Consider the following 25,159-nt stretch of genomic DNA (forward strand, 5'->3'; position numbering starts at 1 on the left):
GGGCAACTACAGCGCGGCGAAGGCCGGGATCGTCGGGCTGACGCTGGTGGCCGCGGCCGAACTGCGACCGCGCTCACGCTGCTGATCGCGCTGCGCGGCGGACGGCTGCGGCGGGGCGTGCGTCTCGGCGCCGCTGCGCAGCAGCCAGGCCCCGGTCCACAGGGCGACCGCGGTGACGCCCGCCATGGCGGCGTTGCCGACCCTGCGCATGGCGGCCTCTCTGTCTGGCTGGGCCTCCTGCCCCCTCCGGGCCGCGAGGGGCGTCGGACCCGGAGGGGGAGGGGACGTGCGGTACCGGCGGACGGACAGCGGAGGGTGTCCGTCAGATCCCGTCGCCTCTCGCCCGGCGATGCAGGAGCCAGGTACCGCCCGCGGCGGCGACGGCGAGAGCCGCCACACCGGCCGCGGTCTGCACGGGATCGGGGCCCAGAGCGCCGCCGACCCCCGTCTTGACACTTCCCCGGGGATACACCTGCTCGCGCGGGGACGTCAGCGTGACGACCAGGTCCCCCGTCACCCGCCGGCCGTCCTCCGCGCAGGTCGCGGCGATCTCGTACGTCCCCGGCTGCGCGCTCGGCGGCACCCGGAACCACCCGGCCGCCTCGCCCTCGTGCGTGCCGGGCGCCAGCGTGAAGGCACCGGCGCCCACCGCGCTGGCGTCACCGCCCGCCGAACCGCCGTGCCCGCAGGCCGCCGTGTTCACCGTGACCTGCCCGCCGGGCACGGCGGAGGACGGGTACACCCGCAGGCCGGTGGTGTCGTCGGCGTGCGCGGGTGCGGCGCCGAGGCCCGCGGTGGCCACGGCGAGCGCGGCACCGGTCAGCAGGCGGGCGGTACGTCGCATCGATGCTCCCTGGAGCTTCTTCGGTGGGGGAACTTGCCCTTCCGAGGTAAGTGGCAGCAGGCCCGGACCGCTTCCTGAGGGAGCGTCAGAAATAGGGTGAATGGGTGTCAGGCGGGAGGCACCGAGGGCTGATCCGGCTGGTGTTTCGGCTGGTCATGGGGGTCTGGGAGGGGTGGGGCGAAAGAGGCGCCGAAGGGTGTGGCGCGCGGGTGTGAACGGGTGACGGCCGCCCTGCCCCGCCGGACGGCCGCGGCTGTCCGGATCCCCGCGACCGCCCTCAAAAATTGCTGTCCAAATTGTTGACGATATCTTTGACGTGAGCCAGGCTGTCCGCTCGACGCGCCCACAGGAAAGCCACCTGAGAGCCACCCGAGAGGGGAACCCATGTCCTGGTCCTTCGTACGCGGCCGAGCGAGAGCGGCCGCCGGCGCCCGCGCCGCCGCGCTGCTCGCGGTGGTGCTGCTGCCGGCCGGCGCTGCCGGCTCCGCCGCCTCCGGCCCCGCCGCGGAGTCCGACCGCCGCGTGTTCACGGCGGAGGGCCTGGAGGACCTGCCCGCGCTGCGGCCCGTGATGGACTGCGCCGACATGACCGGCCTCGACCTCGGCGGAGTCACCGACGCGCCGGTCACCCTCACCTCCGCGAAGGTCGTGACCACCGGGGCGACCGCCCCCTACTGCGAGGTGCGCGCAACCGTCGCCCCCGCCAACACCGTGGTCATGCGGCTGCCGGTCGACGGCTGGACACAGCGCTACGTGCAGACCGGCCCCGTCCCGGCGGCGACGACCACCACTGGCTCGGCGAACGCCTCTACTCCCACGGCTACCAGACCTGGTGCCGCGTCGTCGACGGCAGGCTGGAGTGCCGCCCGGCCCGGACCTGGCTGACCGCGCGCGGCTGAACGCGCCAAGGGCGCCCTGGTCAGGAGGGCGAGGAGGGCCGGCGCCAGGACAGGCGCCGGCCCTCCGCAGCGGCCCCCCGCGGGTCGTCAGCCCCGTACCGCCTCCAGCCGCACCGCGCACGCCTTGAACTCCGGCATCCGCGAGGTCGGGTCGAGGGCCGGGTTGGTGAGGGTGTTGGCGCGGCCCTCGCCGGGCCAGTGGAAGGGCATGAAGACGGTGTCCGGGCGGATCGACGTCGTGATCCGCGCCGGTGCCACCGCCCGGCCCCGCCGGGAGACCACGGCCACCGGGTCGCCCTCGGCCGCGCCGAGCCGCTCCGCCAGCCGGGGGTGCAGCTCCACGAACGGGCCGGGGGCGGCGGCGTTCAGCTCGTCCACGCGGCGGGTCTGGGCGCCGGACTGGTACTGCGCCACGACCCGGCCGGTGGTCAGCAGGACCGGGTACTCGGCGTCGGGTTCCTCGGCGATGGCCCGGTGCGAGACGGACACGAACCGGGCCCGGCCGTCCGGGGTGGCGAAGCGGTCCAGGAACAGGCGGGGCGTGCCGGGGTGCACACCGGCGGCGGCGCCGTCGTCCGGCGCCGGGCCGTCGGGTCCGACGGCGTCCGGCGAGGCGTCGCCGGAGCCGCCCGGGACCTCCGCCGGGCACGGCCAGAACACCCCGTTCTCCTCCGCCAGCCGCCGGTACGTGATCCCGGAGTAGTCCGCCGGTCCGCCCGCGCTGGCCCGGCGCAGCTCCTCGAAGACCTCCTCCGGATCGGTCGGGAAGCCCTTCTCCACGCCGAGCCGGCCGGCCAGCTCGTGCATCACCTCCAGGTCGCTGCGGATGCCCTCGGGCGGGCTGATCGCCTGCTTGCGCAGCAGCACCCGGCCCTCCAGGTTGGTCACGGTGCCGGTCTCCTCCGCCCACTGCGTGACGGGCAGGACGACGTCCGCGAGGGCCGCCGTCTCCGACAGCACCACGTCACACACCGCCAGGAAGTCCAGCGACCTGATGCGCTCCTCGATGTGGCCGGCGTGCGGCGCCGACACCACCGGGTTCGACGCCATCAGCAGCAGCGACTTGATGTCCGAGCCCAGCGCGTCCAGCAGCTCGTACGCACTGCGCCCCGGCCCGGGCAGGCTGTCGGGGTCCACGCCCCACACCTCGGCCACGTGCCGTCGCGCCGCGGGATCGTCCAGCTTGCGGTAGCCGGGCAACTGGTCGGCCTTCTGGCCGTGTTCGCGCCCGCCCTGCCCGTTGCCCTGCCCGGTCAGACAGCCGTACCCGGACAGCGGGCGCCCGGCGCGGCCGGTCGCCAGGCACAGGTTGATCCACGCGCCCACGGTGTCGGTGCCCTTGGACTGCTGCTCGGGCCCCCGGGCGGTGAGCACCATCGCGTGCTCCGGCTCGCAGAACATCCGCACGGTCTCCCGGAGCTGCGGAACGGACACCCCCGTGATCCGTTCCACGTACTCCGGCCAGTGCGCCATCGCCGCCGCCCGGGCGTCCTCCCAGCCGGCCGTGCGCTCGGCGACGTACGCCTCGTCGACCCGTCCCTCGGCGACCACCAGGTGCAGCAGGCCGAGCGCCAGCGCGAGATCCGTCCCCGGGCGGGGCGCCAGGTGCAGATCGGCCTGCTCGGCGGTCTTCGTGCGGCGCGGGTCGATGACGATCAGGGTGCCGCCGTTCTCCCGCAGTTCGCTGAAGAACCTCAGGGACGGCGGCATGGTCTCCGCGAGGTTGGACCCCACGAGGATCACGCAGCCCGTCTTCGGGATGTCCTCCAGCGGGAAGGGCAGCCCGCGGTCCAGGCCGAACGCCTTGATGCCGGCGGCGGCCGCCGACGACATGCAGAAGCGGCCGTTGTAGTCGATCTGCGAGGTGCCCAGCACCACCCGCGCGAACTTGCCCAGCGTGTACGCCTTCTCGTTCGTCAGGCCGCCCCCGCCGAAGACCCCGCACGCGTCCGGGCCGTGTTCCCGGCGTGTGCGGGACAGCCCTTCGGCGATCCGGTCCAGCGCCTCGTCCCAGGTGGCGGGCACCAGCGTGCCCTCGGAGCGCACCAGCGGGGAGGTCAGCCGCACCCGGGACGAGAGCACCGCCGGCGCCGTACGGCCCTTGCCGCACAGCGCGCCCCGGTTCACCGGGAAGTCCGTACGCTCGCTGACCTCGACGGTCCCGTCCGGCGCGGGCGTCAGATTCATCCCGCACTGCAGGGCGCAGTACGGGCAGTGCGTGGGCGTCACGGAGTTCTCCATGCTCCTCAGCGTGCTTCGCGCGTGTTACACGCCGGGCGGCTCCGTGTTACGCGGCCGGGACGGCGACCTCCTCGTGGCCGACCGGCCGCCGTGAGGCCCCGGCGGCCCGGCCGGCGGACGACGCCCCGCCCTCAGCGCCGCGCCGCCAGGGCCCGCGCCACGCCCGGCTCCCTCGGCCCCAGGAACCGCGGATCCGGCTCGAACACCACGTCCAGCGCGGCCTTCCCCGCCGCGAAGAGCTCCCGGGTGCCCCCGTAGTACCAGGTCACGTCGTGCTCGGCGGCGACCCCGACGCCGTACGACGTGACCCCCGCCGCCCGGCACAGGGCGACCGCCCGCCGGATGTGGAAGTCCTGGCTGATCAGTACGGCCTCGTCGACACCGAAGACCTTCTTCGCGCGGACGCAGGAGTCCCAGGTGTCGAAACCCGCGTAGTCGCTCACGATCCGCGCGTCCGGGACACCGTGCCGGGTGAGGTAGGCGCGCATCGCGTCCGGCTCGTCGTAGTCCTCGCGGCTGTTGTCGCCGGTGACGAGGACGACCTCGATGTGGCCCTCCCGGTACAGCGTCGCCGCCGCGTCCAGCCGGTGGGCGAGATACGGCGACGGCTCGCCCTCCCACAGACCCGCGCCGAAGACGACGGCGACCTCGGTGCGCGGCGCGTCGGCCGTCGTGTGCAGCCGGTCGCCCGTCACGACGTACAGCCAGGTCGCCGGCGTCAGCGCCAGGACGCAGCAGGCCATCACGGCCTGCACCAGCCGCCGCCGCCCGGTCCGGGTACGCGGCGGACGAGGTCCGCGCGGCTTCGGCAGTGGCATCGGAGGGTCCCTCCCGGTCGGCGTCCGGACAGTGGGAGACGCCCCGCACGGCCCCGCGGTTCGCCGTCCACCAGGTGACCAGCCTCACTGCCCACCATGGAACCGCAGGTCACAGCACCTCACACACCCCCCGCACCCCATGGTGAACCCCCGGAAAAGACCCGTCATTCCTGTGCAATGGGGAGGCAACCTCCCACCGCCACCATCGGTGCATGAAGGCGACGCGCAAGTCGGCAGCCCCACGCGACGAGTCCACGACCCTCCTCGACAGTACGGCGCACATCATGAACCGGATCAGCAGCCAGCTCACCACCCAGCTCGGCCTCGTCCCGCTCGACGGCAGGCGGCGCCCCGAACCGCCCGCCCTGGTCGTGGTGGCGCACGGCAGCCGTGACCCGCGCACACTGAGCACCGTCCACGCGCTCCTGGACCGCGTCCGGGAGCTGCGCCCGGGGCTGCCCGTGCACCTCGGCCACATCGAGCTGAACGAGCCCCTGCTCCCCGACACGCTCGCCTCCCTCGGCACCGGCGAGGCCGTCCTCGTACCGCTGCTCCTCAGCCGCGGCTACCACGTCAAGCGGGACATCCCCGAGATGGCGGCGGCCGCCCCGGCCCGCACCCGCGTCGCCGCCCCGCTCGGCCCGCACCCCCTGCTCGTGGACGCCCTGTACGGCCGTCTCGTCGAGGCCGGCTGGAACACCCGCTTGGACGAGGACACCCGCCGCACCGGCGCGGTCGTCCTCGCCGCGGCCGGCTCCCGCGACCCGCAGGCGGCGGTGGACACCGGCCGCACGGCCCGGCTGCTGGCGGAGCGCCTCGGCGTTCCGGTCGTCCCGGCGTACGCCTCCGCGGCGACGCCCACCGTGGACACCGCGGTCCGCGCCCTCGCGGCCCGAGGCCGCGACCGGGTAGCGGTGGCCTCCTACTTCACCGCCCCGGGCCTGTTCGCCACCCAGTGCGCGCGGCAGGCCCCCTGGTTGGCCTCGGCCCCCCTGGGCACTCACCCGGCCATGGCCCGCCTCCTCCTCCACCGCTACGACCAGTCCCTGGCGACCCCGGCGATGGCAGAACCGCACCTGGCCTCAGCCTGAAACCGGGTGCGGGGATCCCTGCCCGGGGGCGCGGGGCTCTGCGCCGATGTGCGGCACCGCCGCGTGGGCGCGACCAGCCACATCCGGCCCGTGCCCGCCACCCGGCACAACCCGGCAGACGCGTACGCGGTTTGTCAGTACCTCCGCATACTGTCGAGGCATGGAAGGCGCACCTCACACCTCACCCCCCGGCTACACACCCACGTCAGCGGCCCGCTGGGCCGCGGAACCCGACAAACGCCCAGGCCGCACCGCCTTCCAGCGCGACCGGGCCCGCGTCCTGCATTCCTCCGCCCTCAGAAGGCTCGCAGGCAAGACCCAGGTGGTGACGCCCGGCACCCGCAGCCAGGTCTGGGACGCCAGCCCCCGCACCCGCCTCACCCACTCCCTGGAGTGCGCCCAGGTCGGCCGCGAACTCGGCGCCGCCCTCGGCTGCGACCCCGACCTGGTCGAGGCCGCCTGTCTCTCCCACGACCTCGGCCACCCGCCCTTCGGCCACAACGGCGAACAGGCCCTGAACGAGTTCGCCGAGGACTGCGGCGGCTTCGAGGGCAACGCCCAGTCCCTGAGGATCCTGACCCGCATCGAGCCCAAGCGCTTCACCGCCGAAGGCTCCGTCGGCCTCAACCTCACCCGGGCCACCCTGGACGCCGCCACCAAGTACCCCTGGCCCCGGGGCGCCCACCCCACGGACCCCGCGTCCCCCAAGTTCGGCGTCTACGAGGACGACCGCCCGGTGTTCGACTGGGTCCGCGAGGGCGCCCCGGGCGCCCGCATCACCTTCGAGGCCCAGGTCATGGACTGGTCCGACGACGTGGCGTACTCCGTGCACGACGTCGAGGACGGCCTGCACGCCGGCCACATCGACCCCAACTGCCTGCACGCCGAGCCGGAACGGCAGGCGGTCTTCGCGGTCGCCGTCGGCCGTTACGTCCCCGCGGACACCGACCCCGCCGAACTCGCCGCCGCCCTCGACCGGCTCCAGGACCAGGAGTGGTGGCCGCACGGCTACGACGGCACGGCCGTCGCCCAGGCCCGCCTCAAGGACGCCACCAGCCAGCTCATCGGCCGCTTCTGCCTCGCCGCCGAGGCCGCCACCCGCGCCGCGTACGGCACCGGCCGGCTGACGAGATACGGCGCCGAACTCGTCGTGCCCCGCGAGATCCGGCTGGAGTGCGCGGTCCTCAAGGCGGTCGCCGACCGGTACGTCATGCAGCGCGCCGAACAGGAACGGCTCCGTGCCGACCAGCGGATCGTGGTCGCCGAACTGGCCGAGGCGCTCACCGCGCGCGCCCCCGACGGCCTCGACCCGCAGTTCCGGTCCCTGTTCGACCGGGCGCCGGACGACCGGGCCCGCAAGCGGGTGATCGTCGACCAGATCGCGTCCCTCACCGACGCGTCCGCGCGTTCGCTGCACGCTCACCTGAGCGGGCACATGTGATGCCGACGAGACAGAAGTAACCTCAAACGCGCCCGAATGTGACCCTCCGTGGCCTGATCGGGCCACTCCCTCTTCCCGCATCACACTCCGTGCGGGACGCTCGCCTAGGGCGACATCCCTACGAGGAGGCATCAAGTGGTCGACGCGGATCAGACATTCGTCATCGTCGGAGGCGGTCTCGCCGGCGCGAAGGCGGCCGAGACGCTCCGAGCGGAGGGCTTCACCGGCCGCGTGATACTGATCTGCGACGAACGCGACCACCCCTACGAGCGCCCGCCCCTGTCGAAGGGCTATCTGCTCGGCAAGGAGGAACGCGACAGCGTCTTCGTGCACGAGCCCGCCTGGTACGCGCGCAACGACATCGAGCTGCACCTCGGCCAGACCGTCGACGCCATCGACCGCGCGGCCCGGACGGTCCGCTTCGGCGAGGACGGCACCGTCGTCCGCTACGACAAGCTGCTCCTCGCGACCGGCGCCGAGCCCCGCCGCCTGGACGTGCCGGGCACCGACCTCGCGGGCGTCCACCATCTGCGCCGCCTCTCCCACGCTGAGCGCCTCAAGGGCGTCCTCGCCGCCCTGGGCCGGGACAACGGCCACCTCGTGATCGCGGGCGCCGGCTGGATCGGCCTGGAGGTCGCGGCCGCGGCCCGCCAGTACGGCGCCGAGGTCACCGTCGTCGAACCGGAGCCGACCCCGCTGCACGAAGCCCTCGGCCCCGAACTGGGCCAGCTCTTCACCGAACTGCACCGGGAGCACGGCGTCCGGTTCCACTTCGGCGCGCGGCTGACCGAGATCGTCGGCCAGGACGGCATGGTCCTGGCGGCCCGCACCGACGACGGCGAGGAACACCCCGCGCACGACGTCCTCGCGGCGGTCGGCGCGGCACCGCGGACCGCTCTCGCGGAGGCGGCGGGCCTGGAGCTGGCCGACCGCGCGCACGGCGGCGGCGTCGCGGTCGACAGCCGGCTGCGCACCTCCGACCCGGACATCTACGCCGCAGGTGACGTGGCCGCCTTCCCGCACCCCCGCCACGGCACCCGGCTGCGCGTCGAGCACTGGGCGAACGCCCTCAACGGCGGCCCGGCGGCGGCCCGCGCGATGCTCGGCCACGACGTCACCTACGACCGCGTGCCCTATTTCTTCTCCGACCAGTACGACCTCGGCATGGAGTACTCCGGCTGGGCGCCCCCGGGCACGTACGACGAAGTGGTGATCCGGGGAGACGCGGGCAAGCGCGAGTTCATCGCGTTCTGGATGAAGGAGAACCGCGTGCTGGCCGGGATGAACGTGAACGTGTGGGACGTCACAGAGACCATCCAGCAACTGATCCGCTCCCGGGCCCGGGTGGACACCGAGGCACTCGCCGACCCGCACGTTCCGCTGGCCGACGTGGGCAGCACGAGGTCCTAGTCGTCACTGCTGTCAGTCCACCACCGTAGAATCCACGCGTGGCAGGACGGATCAACGACGAGGACGTGAAGGCGGTACGGGACGCGGTCCCGATCGACGCCGTGGTGTCCGAGTACCTCCAGCTGCGCAACGCGGGCGGCGGCAACCTCAAAGGGCTGTGCCCGTTCCACGACGAGAAGTCGCCGTCCTTCCAGGTCAGCCCGAGCAAGGGACTCTTCCACTGCTTCGGCTGCCAGGAGGGCGGCGACACCATCACGTTCGTGATGAAGGTCGACCACCTCTCCTTCTCCGAGGCGGTGGAGCGCCTCGCCGCCCAGGCCGGCATCACCCTGCGCTACGAGGAGGGCGGGTACAACCCCTCCCACCAGCGCGGCGAGCGGATCCGCCTGGTCGAGGCGCACAAGATCGCCGCCCAGTGGTACATGGAACAGCTGGCCACCAGCCCGGAGGCCGACACCGGCCGCGCGTTCCTCGCCGACCGCGGCTTCGACCAGGCCGCCGCCGAGCACTTCTCCGTCGGCTACAGCCCCCAGGGCTGGGACCACCTCACCCGCTACCTCCGCGGCAAGGGCTTCAGCGACAAGGAGCTCGTCCTCTCCGGCCTGTCCCAGGAGGGCCGCCGCGGCCCCATCGACCGCTTCCGCGGCCGTCTGATGTGGCCGATCCGCGACATCGGCGGCGAGGTCGTCGGCTTCGGCGCCCGCAAGCTGTACGAGGCGGACAACGGCCCCAAGTACCTCAACACGCCCGACACCGCGATCTACCGCAAGTCCCAGGTGCTCTACGGCATCGACCTGGCGAAGAAGGACATCGCCAAGAGCAGCCGCGCGGTGGTGGTCGAGGGCTACACCGACGTCATGGCCTGCCACCTGGCCGGCGTCACCACGGCCATCGCGACCTGCGGCACCGCCTTCGGCACCGACCACATCAAGATCCTCCGCCGCCTCCTGATGGACAACGGCTCGGCGCGGGTGATCTTCACCTTCGACGGCGACGCGGCCGGCCAGAAGGCGGCCCTGCGCGCCTTCGAGGACGACCAGAAGTTCGCCGCCGAGACGTACATCGCCATCGCGCCGGACAACATGGACCCCTGCGACCTGCGCCTGGCCAAGGGCGACGAGGCGGTCGCCGACCTGGTCGAACCCCGCACCCCGCTCTTCGAGTTCGCGCTGCGCCAGATCGTCGGCCGCTACGACCTCGACACCCCGGCCGGCCGGGCCGCCGCCCTCGACGAGGCCGCCCCGGTCGTCGCCCGCATCAAGAACACCGGCGCCCAGCACGAGGTCGCCGTGCAGCTCGCCGGCATGCTCGGCATCCTCGACACCCAGTTCGTGGTCAAGCGCGTGTCCCAGCTGGCCCGTTGGGCCCGCGACCGCGGCGGCAAGGGCCCGGCGCCGGCCACCCGAGGCGGACAGCAGCAGTACGACGCCGCCCCGCGTCCCCTCGCCTACGGCGCGGCCCTGAACCTGCGCAACCCGGTCTACGCCACCGAACGCGAACTGCTCAAACTCGCCCTCCAGCGGCCCGAGTTGGTCTCCCCGGCGTTCGACGCGTACGGCATCGACGAGTTCACCGCCCAGCCCTACGCCGCCGTCCGCCAGGCGATCATGGACGCGGGCGGCGCCGAGTACGGCACGCAGGATCCGCAGGAGTACCTGGTCCGGGTCCGCGACGCGGCCCCCGACGACGCCGTCCGCGCCATGGTCACGGAACTCGCGGTCGAGGCGATCCTGCGCAGGACGGTCGACGAGAACTACGCGGGCGACCAGCTCGTCACGGTCCGCCGCCGCGCGGTCGAGCGCCGCGTCCGCGACATCCAGTCCACGCTGACCCGCCTCGGCACGCACGGCGACCCGGCCGAGTCGGCCGCGGTGCAGAACGAATTGTGGGTGCTCCAGCAGTACGACCAGGCACTGCGCGAGCACGGAGCCGCAGCTCTCTGAGGGATCGCGTCCGGCAGGGTAACCGGGCGGTCACGGACCGGCCTCAAAAAGTCACCGCACGCCCCTCGTGGCGGTGATGTGTCGTACTCCACACTGGGTTGCGGTGCCTGAGTCCTCGGAGCGCGGTCGATCCGTCCCCCAGCGGGTCCCACACCCCCGCGGTTCCGCTCATCGCGTACGGGACGGACAGCGGCGGGGCCGCCGACTCCGCCTCGAAGCAGCGCTGCCGCACACCTCAGCAGCGATCATCCTGGAGGTCGCCCCCGTGCAGACCCAGACCCTCGCCCAGACCGACGTCCGTACGGACGACACGGAACCGGACACGGAGACCGGCGTACTCGGCGCGGTCCCGCCGCAGAGCCGTGCCGTGCAGCACCCCGAGGCGGAGCCGGAGATCCCGGCCGAGCTGCCGGAACCGCCCGCCGACGAGGCCGAGGACACCGAGCCCGCCGAGCCGGCCCGCGTCAAGGCCGACACCAGCGCACCGTCCTCCGACCTGTTCCGCCAGTACCTGCGGGAGATCGGCCGCATCCCGCTGCTCACCGCGGCCGAGGAGGTCGAGCTCGCGCGCCGGGTCGAGGCCGGCCTGTTCGCCGAGGAGAAGCTGCGGCTCGCCCCCGACCTGGACAGCGAGCTCGCCCTCGACCTGGACAAGCTCGTCGTCATGGGCCGCATGGCCAAGCGCCGCCTGATCGAGGCGAACCTGCGGCTGGTCGTGTCGGTGGCCAAGCGGTACGTCGGCCGCGGCCTGACCATGCTCGACCTGGTCCAGGAGGGGAACCTGGGCCTGATCCGGGCGGTGGAGAAGTTCGACTACGCCCGCGGCTACAAGTTCTCCACGTACGCCACCTGGTGGATCCGCCAGGCCATGTCCCGCGCCCTCGCCGACCAGGCCCGCACCATCCGCGTCCCGGTCCACGTGGTCGAGCTGATCAACCGGGTGGTCCGGGTCCAGCGCCGGATGCTCCAGGAACGGGGCTACGAGCCGACGCCGGAAGAGGTCGCCGCCCACCTGGAGCTGGCGCCGGAGCGGGTCAGCGAGGTCCTGCGGCTGGCCCAGGAACCGGTCTCCCTGCATGCCCCCGTGGGCGAGGAGGACGACGTGGCCCTCGGCGACCTCATCGAGGACGGCGACGCCGCCAGCCCGGTGGAGTCGGCGGCGTTCCTGCTGCTCAGGGAGCACCTGGAGGCGGTCCTCTCCACCCTCGGCGAACGCGAGCGCAAGGTCGTCCAGCTCCGCTACGGCCTGGCGGACGGCCGCCCGCGCACGCTGGAGGAGATCGGCCGCATCTTCGGCGTGACCCGCGAACGCATCCGCCAGATCGAGTCCAAAACCCTCAACAAACTGAGGGACCACGCCTTCGCGGACCAGCTCCGCGGCTACCTGGACTAGCCCGGGTTCAGCCCGTCCGGCGTTTGAGGACGAGGCCCTTTCGGGGCCGAAGCGGGGGTCGGGGGCGCAGCCCCCAGGGACGGGACGGGAAGGGGCGGCGGGGGCGAGACCCTCTAGTCCACCTCCGCCACCGCCTGCGCGAACTGCGCCTGGTACAGCCGCGCGTACGCCCCGCCGGCCGCGAGCAGATCCGTATGCGTGCCCTGCTCGACGATCGACCCGTTCTCCATCACCAGGATCGTGTCCGCGTCCCGGATCGTGGAGAGCCGGTGCGCGATGACGAACGACGTCCGCCCGTGCGCGAGCTTCGCCATCGCCTTCTGGATCAGCACCTCGGTCCGGGTGTCGACAGAACTCGTCGCCTCGTCGAGCACCAGGATCACCGGATCGGACAGGAACGCCCGCGCGATGGTGATGAGCTGCTTCTCCCCGGCACTGACCCCGCTGCCCTCGTCGTCGATCACGGTGTCGTACCCGTCGGGCAGCGTCCGCACGAACCGGTCCGCGTGGGCCGCCCGCGCCGCCTCCTCGACCTCCCCGCGCGTCACCTCGCGCGCGGCACCGTACGCGATGTTCTCCGCGATCGTGCCGCCGAACAGCCAGGTGTCCTGGAGCACCATGCCGATCCCGGACCGCAGTTCGTCCCGGGACATCCGCGCGATGTCGACGCCGTCGAGGGTGATGCGCCCGCCGGACACCTCATAGAACCGCATCAGCAGGTTCACCAGGGTGGTCTTGCCGGCTCCCGTCGGGCCGACGATCGCGACCGTGTGCCCCGGCTCCACCGTCAGCGACAGGTCCTCGATGAGCGGCTTCTCGGGGTCGTAGCGGAACGACACGTGCTCCAGCGCCACCTGTCCGCGCAGCTCCTCCGGCCGCACGCCCGGCACCGGATCCGCCTCCTGCTCCGCCGCGTCCAGGAGTTCGAAGACCCGCTCGGCCGAGGCGACCCCCGACTGCACCAGGTTCGCCATCGACGCGACCTGCGTCAGCGGCATCGAGAACTGCCGCGAGTACTGGATGAAGGCCTGCACATCGCCGATGGACAGGGCCCCGGACGCCACCCGCAGCCCGCCGGCGACCGCGACCAGCACATAGTTCAGGTTCGACACGAACATCATCAGCGGCTGCATGACCCCGCTGTTGAACTGCGCCTTGAACCCGGCCTCGTACAGCGCCTCGTTCTGCTCGGCGAACCGCGCGGCCGACTCCTCCTGCCGCCCGAACACCTTCACCAGGGCGTGCCCGGTGTACATCTCCTCCACGTGCGCGTTGAGTTTGCCGGTGGAGCGCCACTGCTGCACGAAGTGCGGCTGCGACCGCTTGCCGACACGGGTGGCGACCACGAACGACAACGGCACGGTCACCAGCGCGACCAGCGCGAGGATCCACGACACCCAGAACATCATCACCAGCACACCGATGATGGTGAGCACCGAGTTGATCAGCTGGCCCATCGACTGCTGGAGCGTCTGCCCGATGTTGTCGATGTCGTTGGTGGCCCGGCTGAGCACCTCGCCGCGCTGCCGCTTGTCGAAGTACGACAGCGGCAGCCGCGACAGCTTCGTCTGCACGTCCTCGCGCATCCGGTACATGGTCCGGTTGACCGCCCGGTTCACCAGCCGGGTCGCCACCGCCATCAGCAGCCCCGCCGCCAGGAACACGGCGAGCGCGATCAGCAGCACCCGTCCGACGGCGTCGAAGTCGATGCCCTCGCCGGGGGTGAAGTCGGTGCTGCGGAGCATGTCGGCGACGGAGCCCTCGCCCCGCTCCCGCATCGACTCCAGGACCTCCGCCTTGGTGGCCCCGGCCGGCATCTCCCGCCCGATGATCCCCGCGAAGACCAGGTCGGTCGCCTTGCCGAGGATGTACGGCCCCACCACCGACAGCCCGACGCTCACGACCACGCAGAGCAGCAGCCCGTAGATCGTCAGCCGCTCGGGCCTGAACCGGGCGACGAGCCGCTTGCCCGACCCCTTGAAGTCCATCGAGTGGTGGTCGGGGCCGGTCCCGGCCATCATCCGCCCAGCTGGCCCCGCCATCAGGCAGCCTCCGCTTCCGTCAGCTGGGAGAGCACGATCTCCCGGTAGGTCTCGTTGTCCGCCATCAGTTCGTGGTGCGTGCCGGTGCCGACGACCCGGCCCTCGTCGAGGACGACGATCCGGTCGGCGTCGCGGATGGTTGACACACGCTGGGCGACGATCACGACGGTGGCCTCGGCGGTCTCGTGGGCGAGCGCCGCCCGCAGGGCCGCGTCGGTGGCGTAGTCGAGCGCGGAGAAGGAGTCGTCGAAGAGGTAGATCTCCGGCCGCCGCACGAGGGTGCGGGCGATGGCGAGCCGCTGCCGCTGACCGCCCGACACGTTCGTGCCGCCCTGTGCGATCGGCGCGTCGAGCCCGCCCTCCAGCCGCTCGACGAAGTCCCTGGCCTGCGCGACGTCCAGCGCGTGCCACAGCTCCTCGTCGGTGGCGTCCGGATTGCCGTAGCGCAGATTGGTCGCGACCGTGCCCGCGAACAGGTACGGCTTCTGCGGCACCATCCCGACCGTCCTCGCCAGCAGCACCGGGTCGATGGCCGACACGTCCACCCCGTCCACGAGCACCTCCCCGTCGGTCGCGTCGACCAGCCTCGGCACCAGCCCCAGCAGCGTGGACTTGCCGCTGCCGGTGGAGCCGATCACAGCGGTCGTCTCACCCGGCCGCGCCACCAGGTCGACCGACTTCAGCACCGGCTCCTCGGCACCCGGGTAGCGGAACCCGGCACCCCGCAGCTCCAGGTGACCGTGGCGGCGCAGCTCCCGCACCGGCGCGGCCGGCGGGACCACGCTCGACGAGGTGTCCAGGACCTCCTCGATGCGCTCGGCGCACACCTCCGCGCGCGGCACCATCATGAACATGAAGGTGGCCATCATCACGGACATCACGATCTGCATCAGATAGGCGAGGAACGCGGTCAGGCCGCCGATCTGCAGCTCGCCGCCGTCGATGCGGTGCGCGCCGAACCACACCACGGCGATCGACGACAGGTTCACCACCGTCATCACCATGGGGAACATCAGCGCCAGCAGATTGCCGGTGCCCACCGCCATGTCGGTCAGGTCGGCGTTGGCCTTGCGGAAGCGCTGCTGCTCGTACTCGTCGCGCACGAACGCCCGGATGACCCGGTTGCCGGTGATCTGCTCGCGCAGCACCCGGTTCACCGTGTCCAGCCGCACCTGCATGGACCGGAACAGCGGACGCAGCCGGCGGATGATCAGCGTCACACAGACGCCCATCACCGGGACGACCGCGACCAGCACCCCCGACAGCGGCACGTCCAGGCCGAGCGCCAGCACGATCCCGCCCACGCACATGATGGGGGCCGAGACCATCAGCGTGAACGTCATCAGGGCCAGCATCTGGACCTGCTGGACGTCATTGGTCGTACGGGTGATCAGCGAGGGCGCGCCGAACTGGCCGACCTCGCGCGCCGAGAAGGACTGCACCCGGTCGAAGACGGCGCCCCGCACGTCCCGCCCGAGCGCCGCGGCGGTCCTGGCGCCGTAGTACACGGCACCGATGTTGCACACGACCTGCACCAGCGAGACGCCGATCATCACGGCGCCGTAGCTCAGGATGTAGCCGGTGTCCCCGGTCACGACACCGTTGTCGATGATGTCCGCGTTCAGCGTGGGCAGGTAGAGGCTGGCGCAGGTCTGCAGGAGCTGCAGCAGCACCAGCAGGGCGATGGGTTTCCTGTAGGGCCTGAGATAGGTCCGCAGCAGTCGTATGAGCACGCTGTGTCTCTCGGAGTCGGCGATGGGGCGGTTGGTTGCCCCTGGCCCCTATCGTCGGACACTCCGCCCGTGTTACCTCAACCGATTAAGCCGACAGCAGTGCTTCGTACGGCCTTATGGGTACGGCTCCTACCGGTTTCTCACCTTCCGCTACGACCGGAACGCCCCCGGGTGCGTCTGCTCCCGCACCGACACGAACTGCTGGCGCACCGCCTGCCCCACCGCCAGCTCCTCGCCCGGCTCCAGCACCTGCGCCGCCGCGCCCTGCCAGGCCGGCGGGTTGCGCGGGTCCAGCGCGCCCTGCGACACCCCGAGCGCCCAGGCCGCCTGCCGGGCGGCCCCGATCGCCGCGTAGTCGGCGGGCTGCGGTACGACGACCTGCGCCCCGAACAGCGCGGGCGCCGAGGCCTGCACGGCGGGCAGCTCGGCGGCCGGCCCCAGCAGGAAGACCCGCCGCACGTCCACGCCCCGCCCGCGCAGCACGTCGAGCGCGTCGGCGAGCCCGCACAGCATGCCCTCGAACGCGGCCCGCGCCAGATGCTCCGGCCGCATCGACTCGCGCCGCAGGCCCGACAGCGTCCCGGCGGCGTGCGGCAGCTGCGGCGTCCGCTCCCCCTCCAGATAGGGGAGGAGGACGAGTCCGTGGGCCCCCGGCGTCGACTTCATCGCCAGCTCGGACAGACTCTCCAGGTCGCTCAGCCCGAGCATCTCGGTGGCCCCGCGCAGGATCCGTACGGCGTTCAGCGTGGTGACGACGGGCAGGTGCATGCCGGTCGCGTCGGCCAGGGAGGTGATCATCCCGCTCTGGTCGACGAGCGCCTCGGGATGCACGGCCATCACGGACCCGGAGGCCCCGAGCGACACCACCGCGTCGCCCAGCCCGAGCCCGAGCCCGAAGGCGGCGGCCATCGTCTCGCCGGTCCCGGCGGAGATCAGCAGCCCCTCCGGAGTCGTACCGGCCGCGTCGGAAGGGCCGATCACCTCGGGCAGCATCACCTGGCGACCGAGCGCCAGTTCGACGAGATCGGGCCGGTAGCCGCCGGTGGCCGCCGACCAGTACCCGGTCCCGGAGGCACCGCCCCGGTCCGTGGTCCTGCGCACCGGCCGGCCCAGCAGCTGCCACACCAGCCAGTCGTGCGCCTGGAGGAGGACGGCGGTGCGCTGGGCGGCGTCGGGTTCGGTCTTCGCGAGCCAGCGCAGCTTGGTCACCGGCTGCGCGGCCTGCGGCACACAGCCCACCGCCTGCGCCCACGCCTCGCGCCCGCCGAGCGCGTCGACCAGATCGGCCGCCGCGACCTGCGCCCGCTTGTCCCCGCCGACCATCGCCGGCCGCACCGTGTTGCCCTGGGAGTCCAGCGGCACCACCGCGTTCTGCTGCGCGGACACGCCGATGGCCTGCACGCCTTCCAGCAGCCCGCCGCCGGCGGCTTCACCGAGGGACAGCAGCCAGGCCTGCGGATCGACGTCGGAGGGCCGCCCGCTGTCGGCGTTCTCCATCGGATGCGGCGCATACCCCTGCCTGAGCACGGCACCGGTGTCCGTGTCGCAGACGACGATACGAGTGAATTCGGGCGAACTGTCCAACCCGGCGACTATCCCCATGGCCAAAATTCTGCCGTACCGCCGCACCGGCTCGGGCCATGAGCGCCGCGGGGGCGCGGGCGATGTGGCGGTTGCGGGCGCGTTGTGGCTGGTCGTGCCCGTGCGGCGGAGCTGTACATGTCACAGCCCCGCGCCTCGGCGGAAGCGGGTGCCCCCGGTGTCGTGGAGGCCCTCTACGTGTTGCTCGTGCCCCAGTCGTCCTCGGCGGTGCCGTTCGTGTTGCGCTCGCGCAGGGACCGCACGCGCTGGGCCACCGAGTCCGGGACCCGGTCGCCGACCTTGTCGCTCACCGCCTGGTACGCCTTGCCCGCGAACTGGCGGCCCTGCTGGGCGGCCGACTCGGCGGTGTTGCGGACGGCGGGGTTCTGCGCGACCTGACGCGCGGACTTCCTCAACTGCTCGTAGCGCTCGCGTCCGGCCTTCGTGCCCAGCACGTAACCCAGAGCGAGCCCGACGACGAACGTGAGCCGGTAGCGCATGGCGGCCACCCTTTCCGTGTGTTGGTCCGAGGCGTGGTGTCGGTGCCGGGGGGAACCGATTGGCGGAGCACCCCCCTGCTTGCGCTAATGTATGTGTCGCAGAGAGCGTCCGCCCCCTGGCGAATACCCAGGTAGCTGCGTTCGATGCAACGAGGCATTCCTCCGTAGCTCAATTGGCAGAGCAGCCGGCTGTTAACCGGCAGGTTACTGGTTCGAGTCCAGTCGGGGGAGCTCGGTCCTCCGTAGCTCAATTGGCAGAGCAGCCGGCTGTTAACCGGCAGGTTACTGGTTCGAGTCCAGTCGGGGGAGCATGCTGAACGAGGACCCCGCAGGGGTCCTTTTTCATGTCCCGGGGAACCGCACGGGGCACGGCGTGGTCCTCAAGGCCGTGCGGGCCGTGCGAAGTCGACCATCCGAAGCAGGAGATCGTATGAGCGGCTATGCTGCGGCAGACGGCGCGCACACATGTACGCGACACGCCGCTATGGGGCGGTAGCTCAGCCGGTTAGAGCAGCGGACTCATAATCCGTCGGCCGTGGGTTCGAGTCCCACCCGCCCCACTTCGGCAAGGCTGTGACCTGCGGAAACGTTCAATTTGTCCTGTCGGTTCGTCAACTTTGCCTGAACGGAGTGAATCCGCTGCTCGCGAGTTCGGCTCCGTTGCGGTCAGTGTTAGTTCGCATCACTCTGACCTGCGCAGATGTCGTGCACCGGCGATGTGGCAGGTTGCCCCGGGTGGCGTGTGCGAGGCATTGGGCGCCGGATTCTGGACGCTGGCTGGACGCGAGGATTCAGAAGTGCTGCCCGGGGACCTTCGAGTAGGCGGCTCTGCCGGGCCGGCGGGTGGGTATGGGGGCCGGCCCGAATGGGGTGTGGTCCGGGCTGGGACGCGGAAACGGCCCGCACTGGAAACGGCCCAGAGAGGGCCGACAGACATGGCAGGAGCGGCCGGTCGGGGCGGTTCCCCGCTCACATGCAGCCGCACCGGTTTTCGTGCTCATCCCGTCCCTCCCGGGGCAGTGACGGCTGCCGCTCAGGTGTGACGTGATCCGCTGCCCAGGCGTCGGTGGGCTCAGGTCGCCTCCGGCGGAGTCGTGCAGAGGGGACCGAAGGCTTGGTCCGCCGACAGAAGGTCGCCGACTTCGTCATCGACTTCGACCGAGCAGTACGCGGCCCCATCGAAGGAGAGGAGGACCAGCCGAGGACGCAGTGCTGCCAGCGGTCGGTCGGCGGGTCGCCGCTGTTGTCAGTGGCGGATCACGCCCGTGCGTTTGACGGTCGCCAGCAGCGGGATGGCGCAGAGACCTGATGGCTCTGCCGAGGGGAATCAGTTCACCTCCGCTCACGCGGAGAGCACGTTCTCGCACTTCAGCGGGGCGACGAGCCGGCCGGATCACCTCCGCTTGCGCGGAGAGCGCCAACGAGGGCAGCGGAAGAGACCGACCGCGTACGGATCACCTCCGCTCGCGCGGAGAGCACGCACCCAACAGCAATTGGTGGGCGCGCGTTCGGTTCACCTTCGCTCGCGCGGAGAGCACGTGGCCGTCTCCCCGGGCGTGAAGCAGGCCCACGGATCACCTACGCTCGCGCGGAGAGCACAGAGCACAGAGCACCGCACCGGTCCTAGGCGACGGCGGCCGGATCACCTCCGCTCGCGCGGAGAGCACCGGGCCCACGCCCACGCCTCGCCCAGATCGCGCGGATCACCTCCGCTCGTGCGGAGAGCACAGGCGCTACGGTCGATCAGTCGGCTCCTCTCCCGGTTCACCTCCACTCGCGCAGAGAGCAGTTCCAGTGGTGGTGGACTGCCGCCAAGATCTACGGTTCACCTCCGCTCGCGCGGAGAGCAGGCGCCGCTGGTGACGGTGTAGATGCCGTTGGCCGGGTCCCCTACGCTCGCGCGGAGAGCAGTCCGTCAACACCGAGAAGGGCGTAGCCCACTGCGGTTCACCTCCACTCGCGCGGAGAGCAGAGCCGCATCACTGTCTCGCGGAGCTCTTCCGACGGTCCACCTCCGCTCGCGCAGAGAGCAGGTGTGCAGCGCCTCGACGATGCTGCGCATCTGCGGTTTACCTCCGCTCGCGCAGAGAGCAGGGACCAGGTGGTGACGCCGATCCATGAGTCGGCGGCTCACCTCCGCTCGCGCGGAAAGCACTTGAGGAAGGCCTTGTAGATCCAAACGGGGCTCGGATCACCTCCGCTGGCGTGGAGAGCACTCCCGCTCCCGGTTGAAGGGGAACTCCAGGCAAGGGCCACCTCCGCTCGCGTGGAGAGAACATGGACAACCCCGACCTGTACGGCGACACCTGCGGATAACCTCCGCTCGCTCGGAGAGAGAACCTCGCCTTCGTCGCCAACGTCTACGGCTGGTCCGAATCACCTCCGTTCGGGCAGAGAGCAGTAGTCGGACACTGCTGGGAACACCGTCTACCACGGTTCACCTCCGCTCGCGCAGCAGTCTGGCCCGAACCGAGTCGGGATTGCGACCTCCCTCTATTTGTGCAGAGAGCTGCTTGGTTCCGGATCTGCAGTGGTGTCTGATTCCCCTGGACATGATGGCTCGATGCTCAGTTGGTGGGGTTGGATGGTCATGTGGCAAGAGCTCAGGATGATCCATGGCTTTGCGTACGGGCACCGTGGGGAAAGGCTGGAGGCGGTTCTGTCCCTCATCCCTTGATCTGTCATGCCCTGGATACCGCTGCGGTGGCCGAGCTGCTCATGGATGTGTTGGTCGGACCGCGGTGTCGTGCGGAGTTGGAGAAGGCGTTTGCTCCGCTTGGCGAACCGCGTGGCTGGATCGCGGTGCTGTGCGGGCTGCATGACCTGGGGAAGTATGCGCCCACATTTCAGGCGTTGCGTGAGGATATTGCCTCGCTTGCCATGGGTCCGGCCGCGGCAGCCGATATCCGGCGGCTGACGCAGTGGCGGCCGCAAGGGACGCGTACGGACTGCCATCACGGGGTGTTGACCGCGGTGCACTGGCAGCGGATTCTGTGGAGTTGGGGTGCGACGCCGGCCACCGCACGCACGGTGGCGTGGGCGCTCGGGGGGCATCACGGTGTCATCCCGCTTGCGGCTTCGGTGCGGCAGGCGCGCCACGCGGTGGGCGATCACGGTGGCGCCCGGTGGGCAGCTGGCTGCGAAGCGTTGGTGCGGAAAACGCTGCAACTCTGGGGATTGCCGAAACCGGACGAACTCTCCTGGCGCGAGGTGCGATTCAGCCCCGAGTCGGTGGTGGCGCTCGCCGGCTTGACATCGGTAAGTGACTGGATCGCCTCGTCCAGGCCGGTGAGTACCTACGCCGGAGCGGACGTGGATCTCGACACGTATGTCAGGGACGTGCGAAAGGCCGAGGCGGAGCGAGTCGGCAGGCTTGCGTGGGCACCGTGGCTTCCCCCTCAGGACACCGGTTTTCGCTCGTTGTTCCCGGAAGAGAGCGAGCCGCATCCGGTTCAGGAGGCGATTGAAGCCGTGACCTCCCGCCTGCGGGGCCCAGGCATCATTGTTGTCTCCGCCCCGACAGGCGAGGGCAAGACCAAGGCCGCTCTGCAAGCGGCAGCGACCCTGGTGCGTTCCCTCGGTTTGAGCGGGTTCTACGTGGCGATGCCATCGCGTGTCACTAGCAATCAGGCATTCGACGTGGCCGCTCAGCTCCTCGAACGTCTAGGCGGTGCATCCCGGATCCGGCTGCTGCATTCGGCGGCAGCCGACTACCTCAAGGGCCGGGCACCTCTCCAAGAGCCAGCTAAACCGTTGCGTCCTCAGGGTGTCGACGTCGATGGGCCAGGTGATGGAGACGGTGAGGCCCGGGAGTGGTTCACCCACAAGAGAGGGCTGTTGGCGCCGTTGGGGGTGGGCACCGTCGACCAGGTCCTGATGGCGGCCCTTCGCTCCAGCCATGTCTTCGTGCGTCTGCTGGGTCTGTCGGGGAAAGCGGTGGTCTTCGACGAAGTGCACGGCTACGACGTACACATGTCGACACTGATGGATCGTCTGCTGTGGTGGCTGGGCAAGCTCGGCGTTCCGGTAGTGCTGCTGTCGGCGACCTTGCCTGAGCGCCGGCAGAAGGAGCTGGTGCGAAGCTGGCAGGCGGGTGCGTTGGGCCGACGCCCCGACGCGGCACCCTCTGTGTCTGGTGTGCCCGGCTATCCGCGAGTGACGTGGGCAGACGCATCGGGCAGCGAGCCCGCGGAGATCGTGGTCGAGCCGTCGCGGTTGAACCAGGGGCGCGTTGTTCAACTGAAGCACATCCCGTTTGGCGATCATGTCGCCTGGGCCCTGGAGCAGGCCGAGCAGAGGCGATGTGTGGCGGTTGTCCACAACGTCGTACGCCACGCCGTCAGCGCATACGAGCAGATCTTGAGTCACGTGAAGGACCTACCGCAGGACGAGCGCCCGGAGGTCTTCCTGCTCCATGGTCGGCTGGCCCAGGGAGAGCGGGCCCGGGTCGAGGCGGCGATCCGGACGAAGTTCGGCCGGCCTCACAGTGAGGGGCCCTCCGATCGGCCCACCCGCGCGATCGTGGTCGGCACGCAGTTGCTGGAGCAGGGACTGGACGCGGACTTCGACGTGATGGTCTCTGCGCTGGCTCCAGTGGACAGCCTGATTCAGCGTATGGGAAGGATTCAGCGGCACCAGCGCGGTGAGGACCGGCCGCCGCTGCTGTTGGCCCTGACGGGAGTCGAGGACCGTCGGACAAAGGTCGCCTTCCCGCCGTATACGACGCGGGTGTATGCCGAGGCAGTGTTGCTGCGGACCTGGGCACTGCTCCGTACGCGTACACAGGTGAGCTGTCCGGACGAAGTGCAGGAACTCGTGGACGCTGTCTACGGCAACGATGACGCGCTGCCGTACCCGGACGGCTGGGTCAAGCAGTGGACTGACGCCACGGAGCAGCTGCACAAGAGCATTGCGCGCCATGAGGAGGGTGCCTGGGCGGTGAGGCTTCCGCAGCCGCGGGACGACGTCCAGCTCTGGGAGCTCACTGCCCGATCCGCCAGCGCCCGCCAGACCCGTGAGCAGAACTACCAGCGCGATGATGATCGAGGATGACATGACCCTGGATGACGAATCCGCCGCGTTGCACCTGTCGGTCGGCGCGTTCCAGGAGCGAGCCGGAGTGGACGTTGTTCTCGTGCACAGTGTGCCGGGTGGTGATCTGGTCGCTGCTCTTGAAGGAGGCGAGCCGTTGGACCTCGCTGATCCATCCGGCGGCGACGAACATGCAGTGCACCGGTTGCGGAGTTCGATGCTGCGCCTGGACACGGCTGAAGACGTCCCCTACGCGGTGATCGATGCTCTGCTCCGCTCACCTGTCCCGCCGTTGTTCCAGGCGTCCCCGTGGCTGCGGCGTGCCCGGCTTCTGGCGCTGGAGAACGGAGTGACTCACATCGCCGGGATACGTCTGGGCTACCAGGCTGGCACCGGGCTATGGGTTGAAACCGAAGAGACTACGCCTAGTTGATCCGCCTGTACGAAACGCGGGCCCACTGTCAGTGGCGTCTGCAAGACTCGATCCTCGCCCGCTGATCGTTGGGGAGGGGATGTCGGGTTGGGATTCAACCTGCTGACGGAGCCGTGGCTTCCGCTTCTGCGGCTGGACGGCACCATGGAGGAGGTCGGACTCCTCGGCGCGATGCGCAGCGCCCGCAAGTACCGCCGTCTCGTGGGCGCGACACCAACGATGACCGCAGCCTTGCACCGGACTTTGTTGGCCCTGGCCCACCGTGCATATCAACCTGTCGACGCGGAACGCTGGGCTGAGCTGTGGACGGCCGAACACGGCCTGCCTGAGCGGCAGCTCTCCGACTACCACGACGAACATGGCCACCGCTTCGACCTGTTCCATCCACAGGAGCCGTTCTTCCAGTGCCCGGCTCTGGACAACAACCCTGGCACCACAGCCAAGTTGGTGGCCTACCGCGCCACCGGCAGCAACCGCACCCTGTTCGACCAGACAACCGCAGATCAGCGCCCTCTGCTGGAGCCGGCCGAGGCTGCACGCTGGCTGATCACCACGCAGGCCTACGACACCTCCGGCACCAAACAGCCCTATCGCACGGTTCGCCATTCCGAAGGCGGGCTCGGAAACCGCTACGCCTGCGTGCTGGTCGAGGGCCACTCACTCCATGAAACGCTGCTCCTGAACCTGCTGTTGTACAACCCTGAAGCCGAACTTCCACCGCGCACCACTCCACAGGACCGGCCAGTATGGGAGACGCCGCTGCCTCCTGATCCCGAGCCGGACACCCGCTCCGCCCAAGGCTGGACCGACCTGCTCACCTGGCCGTCTCGCCGCATCCTGCTGTCCACCACACAGGTCGGTGACCACACCATGGTGAACGGTGTAGTTCTGACCCCTGGCACGAACTTCAAGGGCGATCTGGCCGACGTCGAAGCCATGGCCGCCTATCGCCGCCCCTGGCTGAAGGGGAATAAACAGGGCACGCTCCGGCCCGTCAGCCTCGATCAACTGCGCGGCATCTGGCAGCACAGCCAAGAACTCCTGCTCGCCGCCGATCCACGCTGGTGGAACACCTGGAAGGCACGGCAACGGGCGAACGGACCGCTTCCCGCCCAAGAGCCCGAACGCCGGCGCCCAGCCGCACTGGAACACATCGCCGAACTCGTCGAAGACGGCCTCATCCCCGAGGACACTGTGTACACCCTGCGTGTCTTCGGACAACAGCTGGGCGACCAAGGAGGCGACACCTACGCCTGGAACGAAGAAGCCGTCCCCGCACCAGTCGCGCTGCTCCGCACTGAAAACGCCCGCGTCGGCCACGTAATCGGATACGCAGTCTCTCTGGCCAACGACCTCGGTGAGGCCCTGCAAACCATGCAACGCAGCTACCGAAGCGAATTCAAATCCGAGCTAAAGAAGCAACAAGAACAGCTGCCAACCGACCTGGAAATCAGGTACTGGCCACGCCTGGAAGCACCCTTCGCTCAATTCCTCCGCGAACTCGGCGAAGCTGTACGCGGCATCGGAACCGAAACCGCGGCTGCCGAACGATGGGGCAGGACGGCCTCACAACTGGCTGAACAGGCCGCCTGGCAATGGCTCCAGGGCACTCCACGACGCGATCGCTCCCTCGTGGCAGCCGGCGCCCACTTCGACGACTTCCAAGAAGCATGCAGACGCCTGCAGCACATCTTCCGCGGTGGCCTGGCCCGATACACCGCACCTCCGGAGGACACCGAATGAACGCGACTCCTGACCG

Annotated in this window: 16 protein-coding genes, 3 tRNA genes and 1 pseudogene; 12 read left to right on the plus strand and 8 right to left on the minus strand. The window is 70.6% G+C overall.

Annotated features, from left to right (window positions below):
• Positions 1–6: 6 nt before the first annotated feature.
• Both ACWD0J_RS23095 and ACWD0J_RS23100 read right to left on the minus strand, forming a co-directional pair.
• A complete protein-coding gene (locus ACWD0J_RS23095) occupies positions 7–210 on the minus strand; it encodes a hypothetical protein (RefSeq protein ID WP_451497752.1) in 204 nt (67 codons plus the stop codon).
• A gap of 112 nt (positions 211–322) precedes the next feature.
• Entirely contained in the window at positions 323–844 is a 522-nt protein-coding gene (locus ACWD0J_RS23100; protein WP_451497700.1) for a hypothetical protein, read from the minus strand.
• Between the two features lie 384 nt (positions 845–1,228).
• On the opposite strand from ACWD0J_RS23100, the gene ACWD0J_RS23105 reads away from it, so the two are divergent.
• Complete coding sequence (locus ACWD0J_RS23105) at positions 1,229–1,729, plus strand: hypothetical protein (RefSeq protein ID WP_451497701.1); 501 nt, start codon at positions 1,229–1,231, stop codon at positions 1,727–1,729.
• Between the two features lie 101 nt (positions 1,730–1,830).
• Here ACWD0J_RS23105 and ACWD0J_RS23110 read toward each other — a convergent pair whose 3' ends face one another.
• The gene (locus ACWD0J_RS23110) at positions 1,831–3,984 is read right to left on the minus strand and encodes a molybdopterin oxidoreductase family protein (protein WP_451497702.1); all 2,154 of its coding nucleotides are present in this window, start codon (positions 3,982–3,984) and stop codon (positions 1,831–1,833) included.
• A 131-nt stretch (positions 3,985–4,115) separates the two neighbouring features.
• Positions 4,116–4,802, minus strand: coding sequence for a SanA/YdcF family protein (locus tag ACWD0J_RS23115; RefSeq protein ID WP_451497703.1), 687 nt, complete (start codon positions 4,800–4,802; stop codon positions 4,116–4,118).
• A 284-nt stretch (positions 4,803–5,086) separates the two neighbouring features.
• Between ACWD0J_RS23115 and ACWD0J_RS23120 the strand changes: the two genes are divergently transcribed.
• From ACWD0J_RS23120 to ACWD0J_RS23140, 5 genes and pseudogenes are all read left to right on the plus strand, one after another.
• Positions 5,087–5,893 carry a sirohydrochlorin chelatase gene (locus tag ACWD0J_RS23120; protein WP_451497747.1) on the plus strand — a complete coding sequence of 269 codons (807 nt, stop codon included), beginning with the start codon at positions 5,087–5,089 and terminating at the stop codon, positions 5,891–5,893.
• 160 nt (positions 5,894–6,053) lie between these two features.
• Positions 6,054–7,334, plus strand: coding sequence for a deoxyguanosinetriphosphate triphosphohydrolase (locus ACWD0J_RS23125; protein WP_451497704.1), 1,281 nt, complete (start codon positions 6,054–6,056; stop codon positions 7,332–7,334).
• Positions 7,335–7,469: 135 nt separating this feature from the next.
• Positions 7,470–8,744, plus strand: coding sequence for an NAD(P)/FAD-dependent oxidoreductase (locus ACWD0J_RS23130; RefSeq protein WP_451497705.1), 1,275 nt, complete (start codon positions 7,470–7,472; stop codon positions 8,742–8,744).
• 38 nt (positions 8,745–8,782) lie between these two features.
• Positions 8,783–10,687, plus strand: coding sequence for a DNA primase (gene dnaG, locus ACWD0J_RS23135; RefSeq protein ID WP_451497706.1), 1,905 nt, complete (start codon positions 8,783–8,785; stop codon positions 10,685–10,687).
• 103 nt (positions 10,688–10,790) lie between these two features.
• A pseudogene (locus ACWD0J_RS23140) lies at positions 10,791–12,080 on the plus strand (RNA polymerase sigma factor).
• A 113-nt stretch (positions 12,081–12,193) separates the two neighbouring features.
• On the opposite strand, the gene ACWD0J_RS23145 reads toward ACWD0J_RS23140, so the two are convergent.
• The 4 genes from ACWD0J_RS23145 to ACWD0J_RS23160 form a co-directional block, all read right to left on the minus strand.
• Positions 12,194–14,122, minus strand: a complete 1,929-nt coding sequence (locus ACWD0J_RS23145; RefSeq protein ID WP_451497707.1) for an ABC transporter ATP-binding protein — start codon at positions 14,120–14,122, stop codon at positions 12,194–12,196.
• Positions 14,122–15,855, minus strand: coding sequence for an ABC transporter ATP-binding protein (locus ACWD0J_RS23150; protein ID WP_451497708.1), 1,734 nt, complete (start codon positions 15,853–15,855; stop codon positions 14,122–14,124). Before ACWD0J_RS23150 ends, ACWD0J_RS23145 begins: the two co-directional genes overlap by 1 nt.
• A gap of 150 nt (positions 15,856–16,005) precedes the next feature.
• Complete coding sequence (locus tag ACWD0J_RS23155) at positions 16,006–17,457, minus strand: xylulokinase (protein WP_451497709.1); 1,452 nt, start codon at positions 17,455–17,457, stop codon at positions 16,006–16,008.
• A gap of 173 nt (positions 17,458–17,630) precedes the next feature.
• Entirely contained in the window at positions 17,631–17,936 is a 306-nt protein-coding gene (locus tag ACWD0J_RS23160; protein WP_451497710.1) for a YtxH domain-containing protein, read from the minus strand.
• 158 nt (positions 17,937–18,094) lie between these two features.
• On the opposite strand from ACWD0J_RS23160, the gene ACWD0J_RS23165 reads away from it, so the two are divergent.
• From ACWD0J_RS23165 to casA, 6 genes are all read left to right on the plus strand, one after another.
• A tRNA-Asn gene (locus ACWD0J_RS23165) sits at positions 18,095–18,167 on the plus strand.
• A 5-nt stretch (positions 18,168–18,172) separates the two neighbouring features.
• A tRNA-Asn gene (locus tag ACWD0J_RS23170) sits at positions 18,173–18,245 on the plus strand.
• Positions 18,246–18,422: 177 nt separating this feature from the next.
• Positions 18,423–18,496: transfer RNA gene (locus ACWD0J_RS23175), tRNA-Ile, on the plus strand.
• Between the two features lie 2,032 nt (positions 18,497–20,528).
• On the plus strand, positions 20,529–22,988 hold the full coding sequence (gene cas3, locus ACWD0J_RS23180) for a CRISPR-associated helicase Cas3' (protein WP_451497748.1): 2,460 nt from the start codon (positions 20,529–20,531) through the stop codon (positions 22,986–22,988).
• A complete protein-coding gene (locus tag ACWD0J_RS23185) occupies positions 22,975–23,400 on the plus strand; it encodes a hypothetical protein (RefSeq protein WP_451497711.1) in 426 nt (141 codons plus the stop codon). The genes cas3 and ACWD0J_RS23185 overlap by 14 nt, the downstream gene beginning before the upstream one ends.
• An 87-nt stretch (positions 23,401–23,487) precedes the next feature.
• Positions 23,488–25,143, plus strand: a complete 1,656-nt coding sequence (gene casA / locus ACWD0J_RS23190) for a type I-E CRISPR-associated protein Cse1/CasA (RefSeq protein WP_451497712.1) — start codon at positions 23,488–23,490, stop codon at positions 25,141–25,143.
• Positions 25,144–25,159 lie beyond the last annotated feature (16 nt).

It is taken from the genome of Streptomyces sp. NPDC003011 (assembly GCF_053591515.1).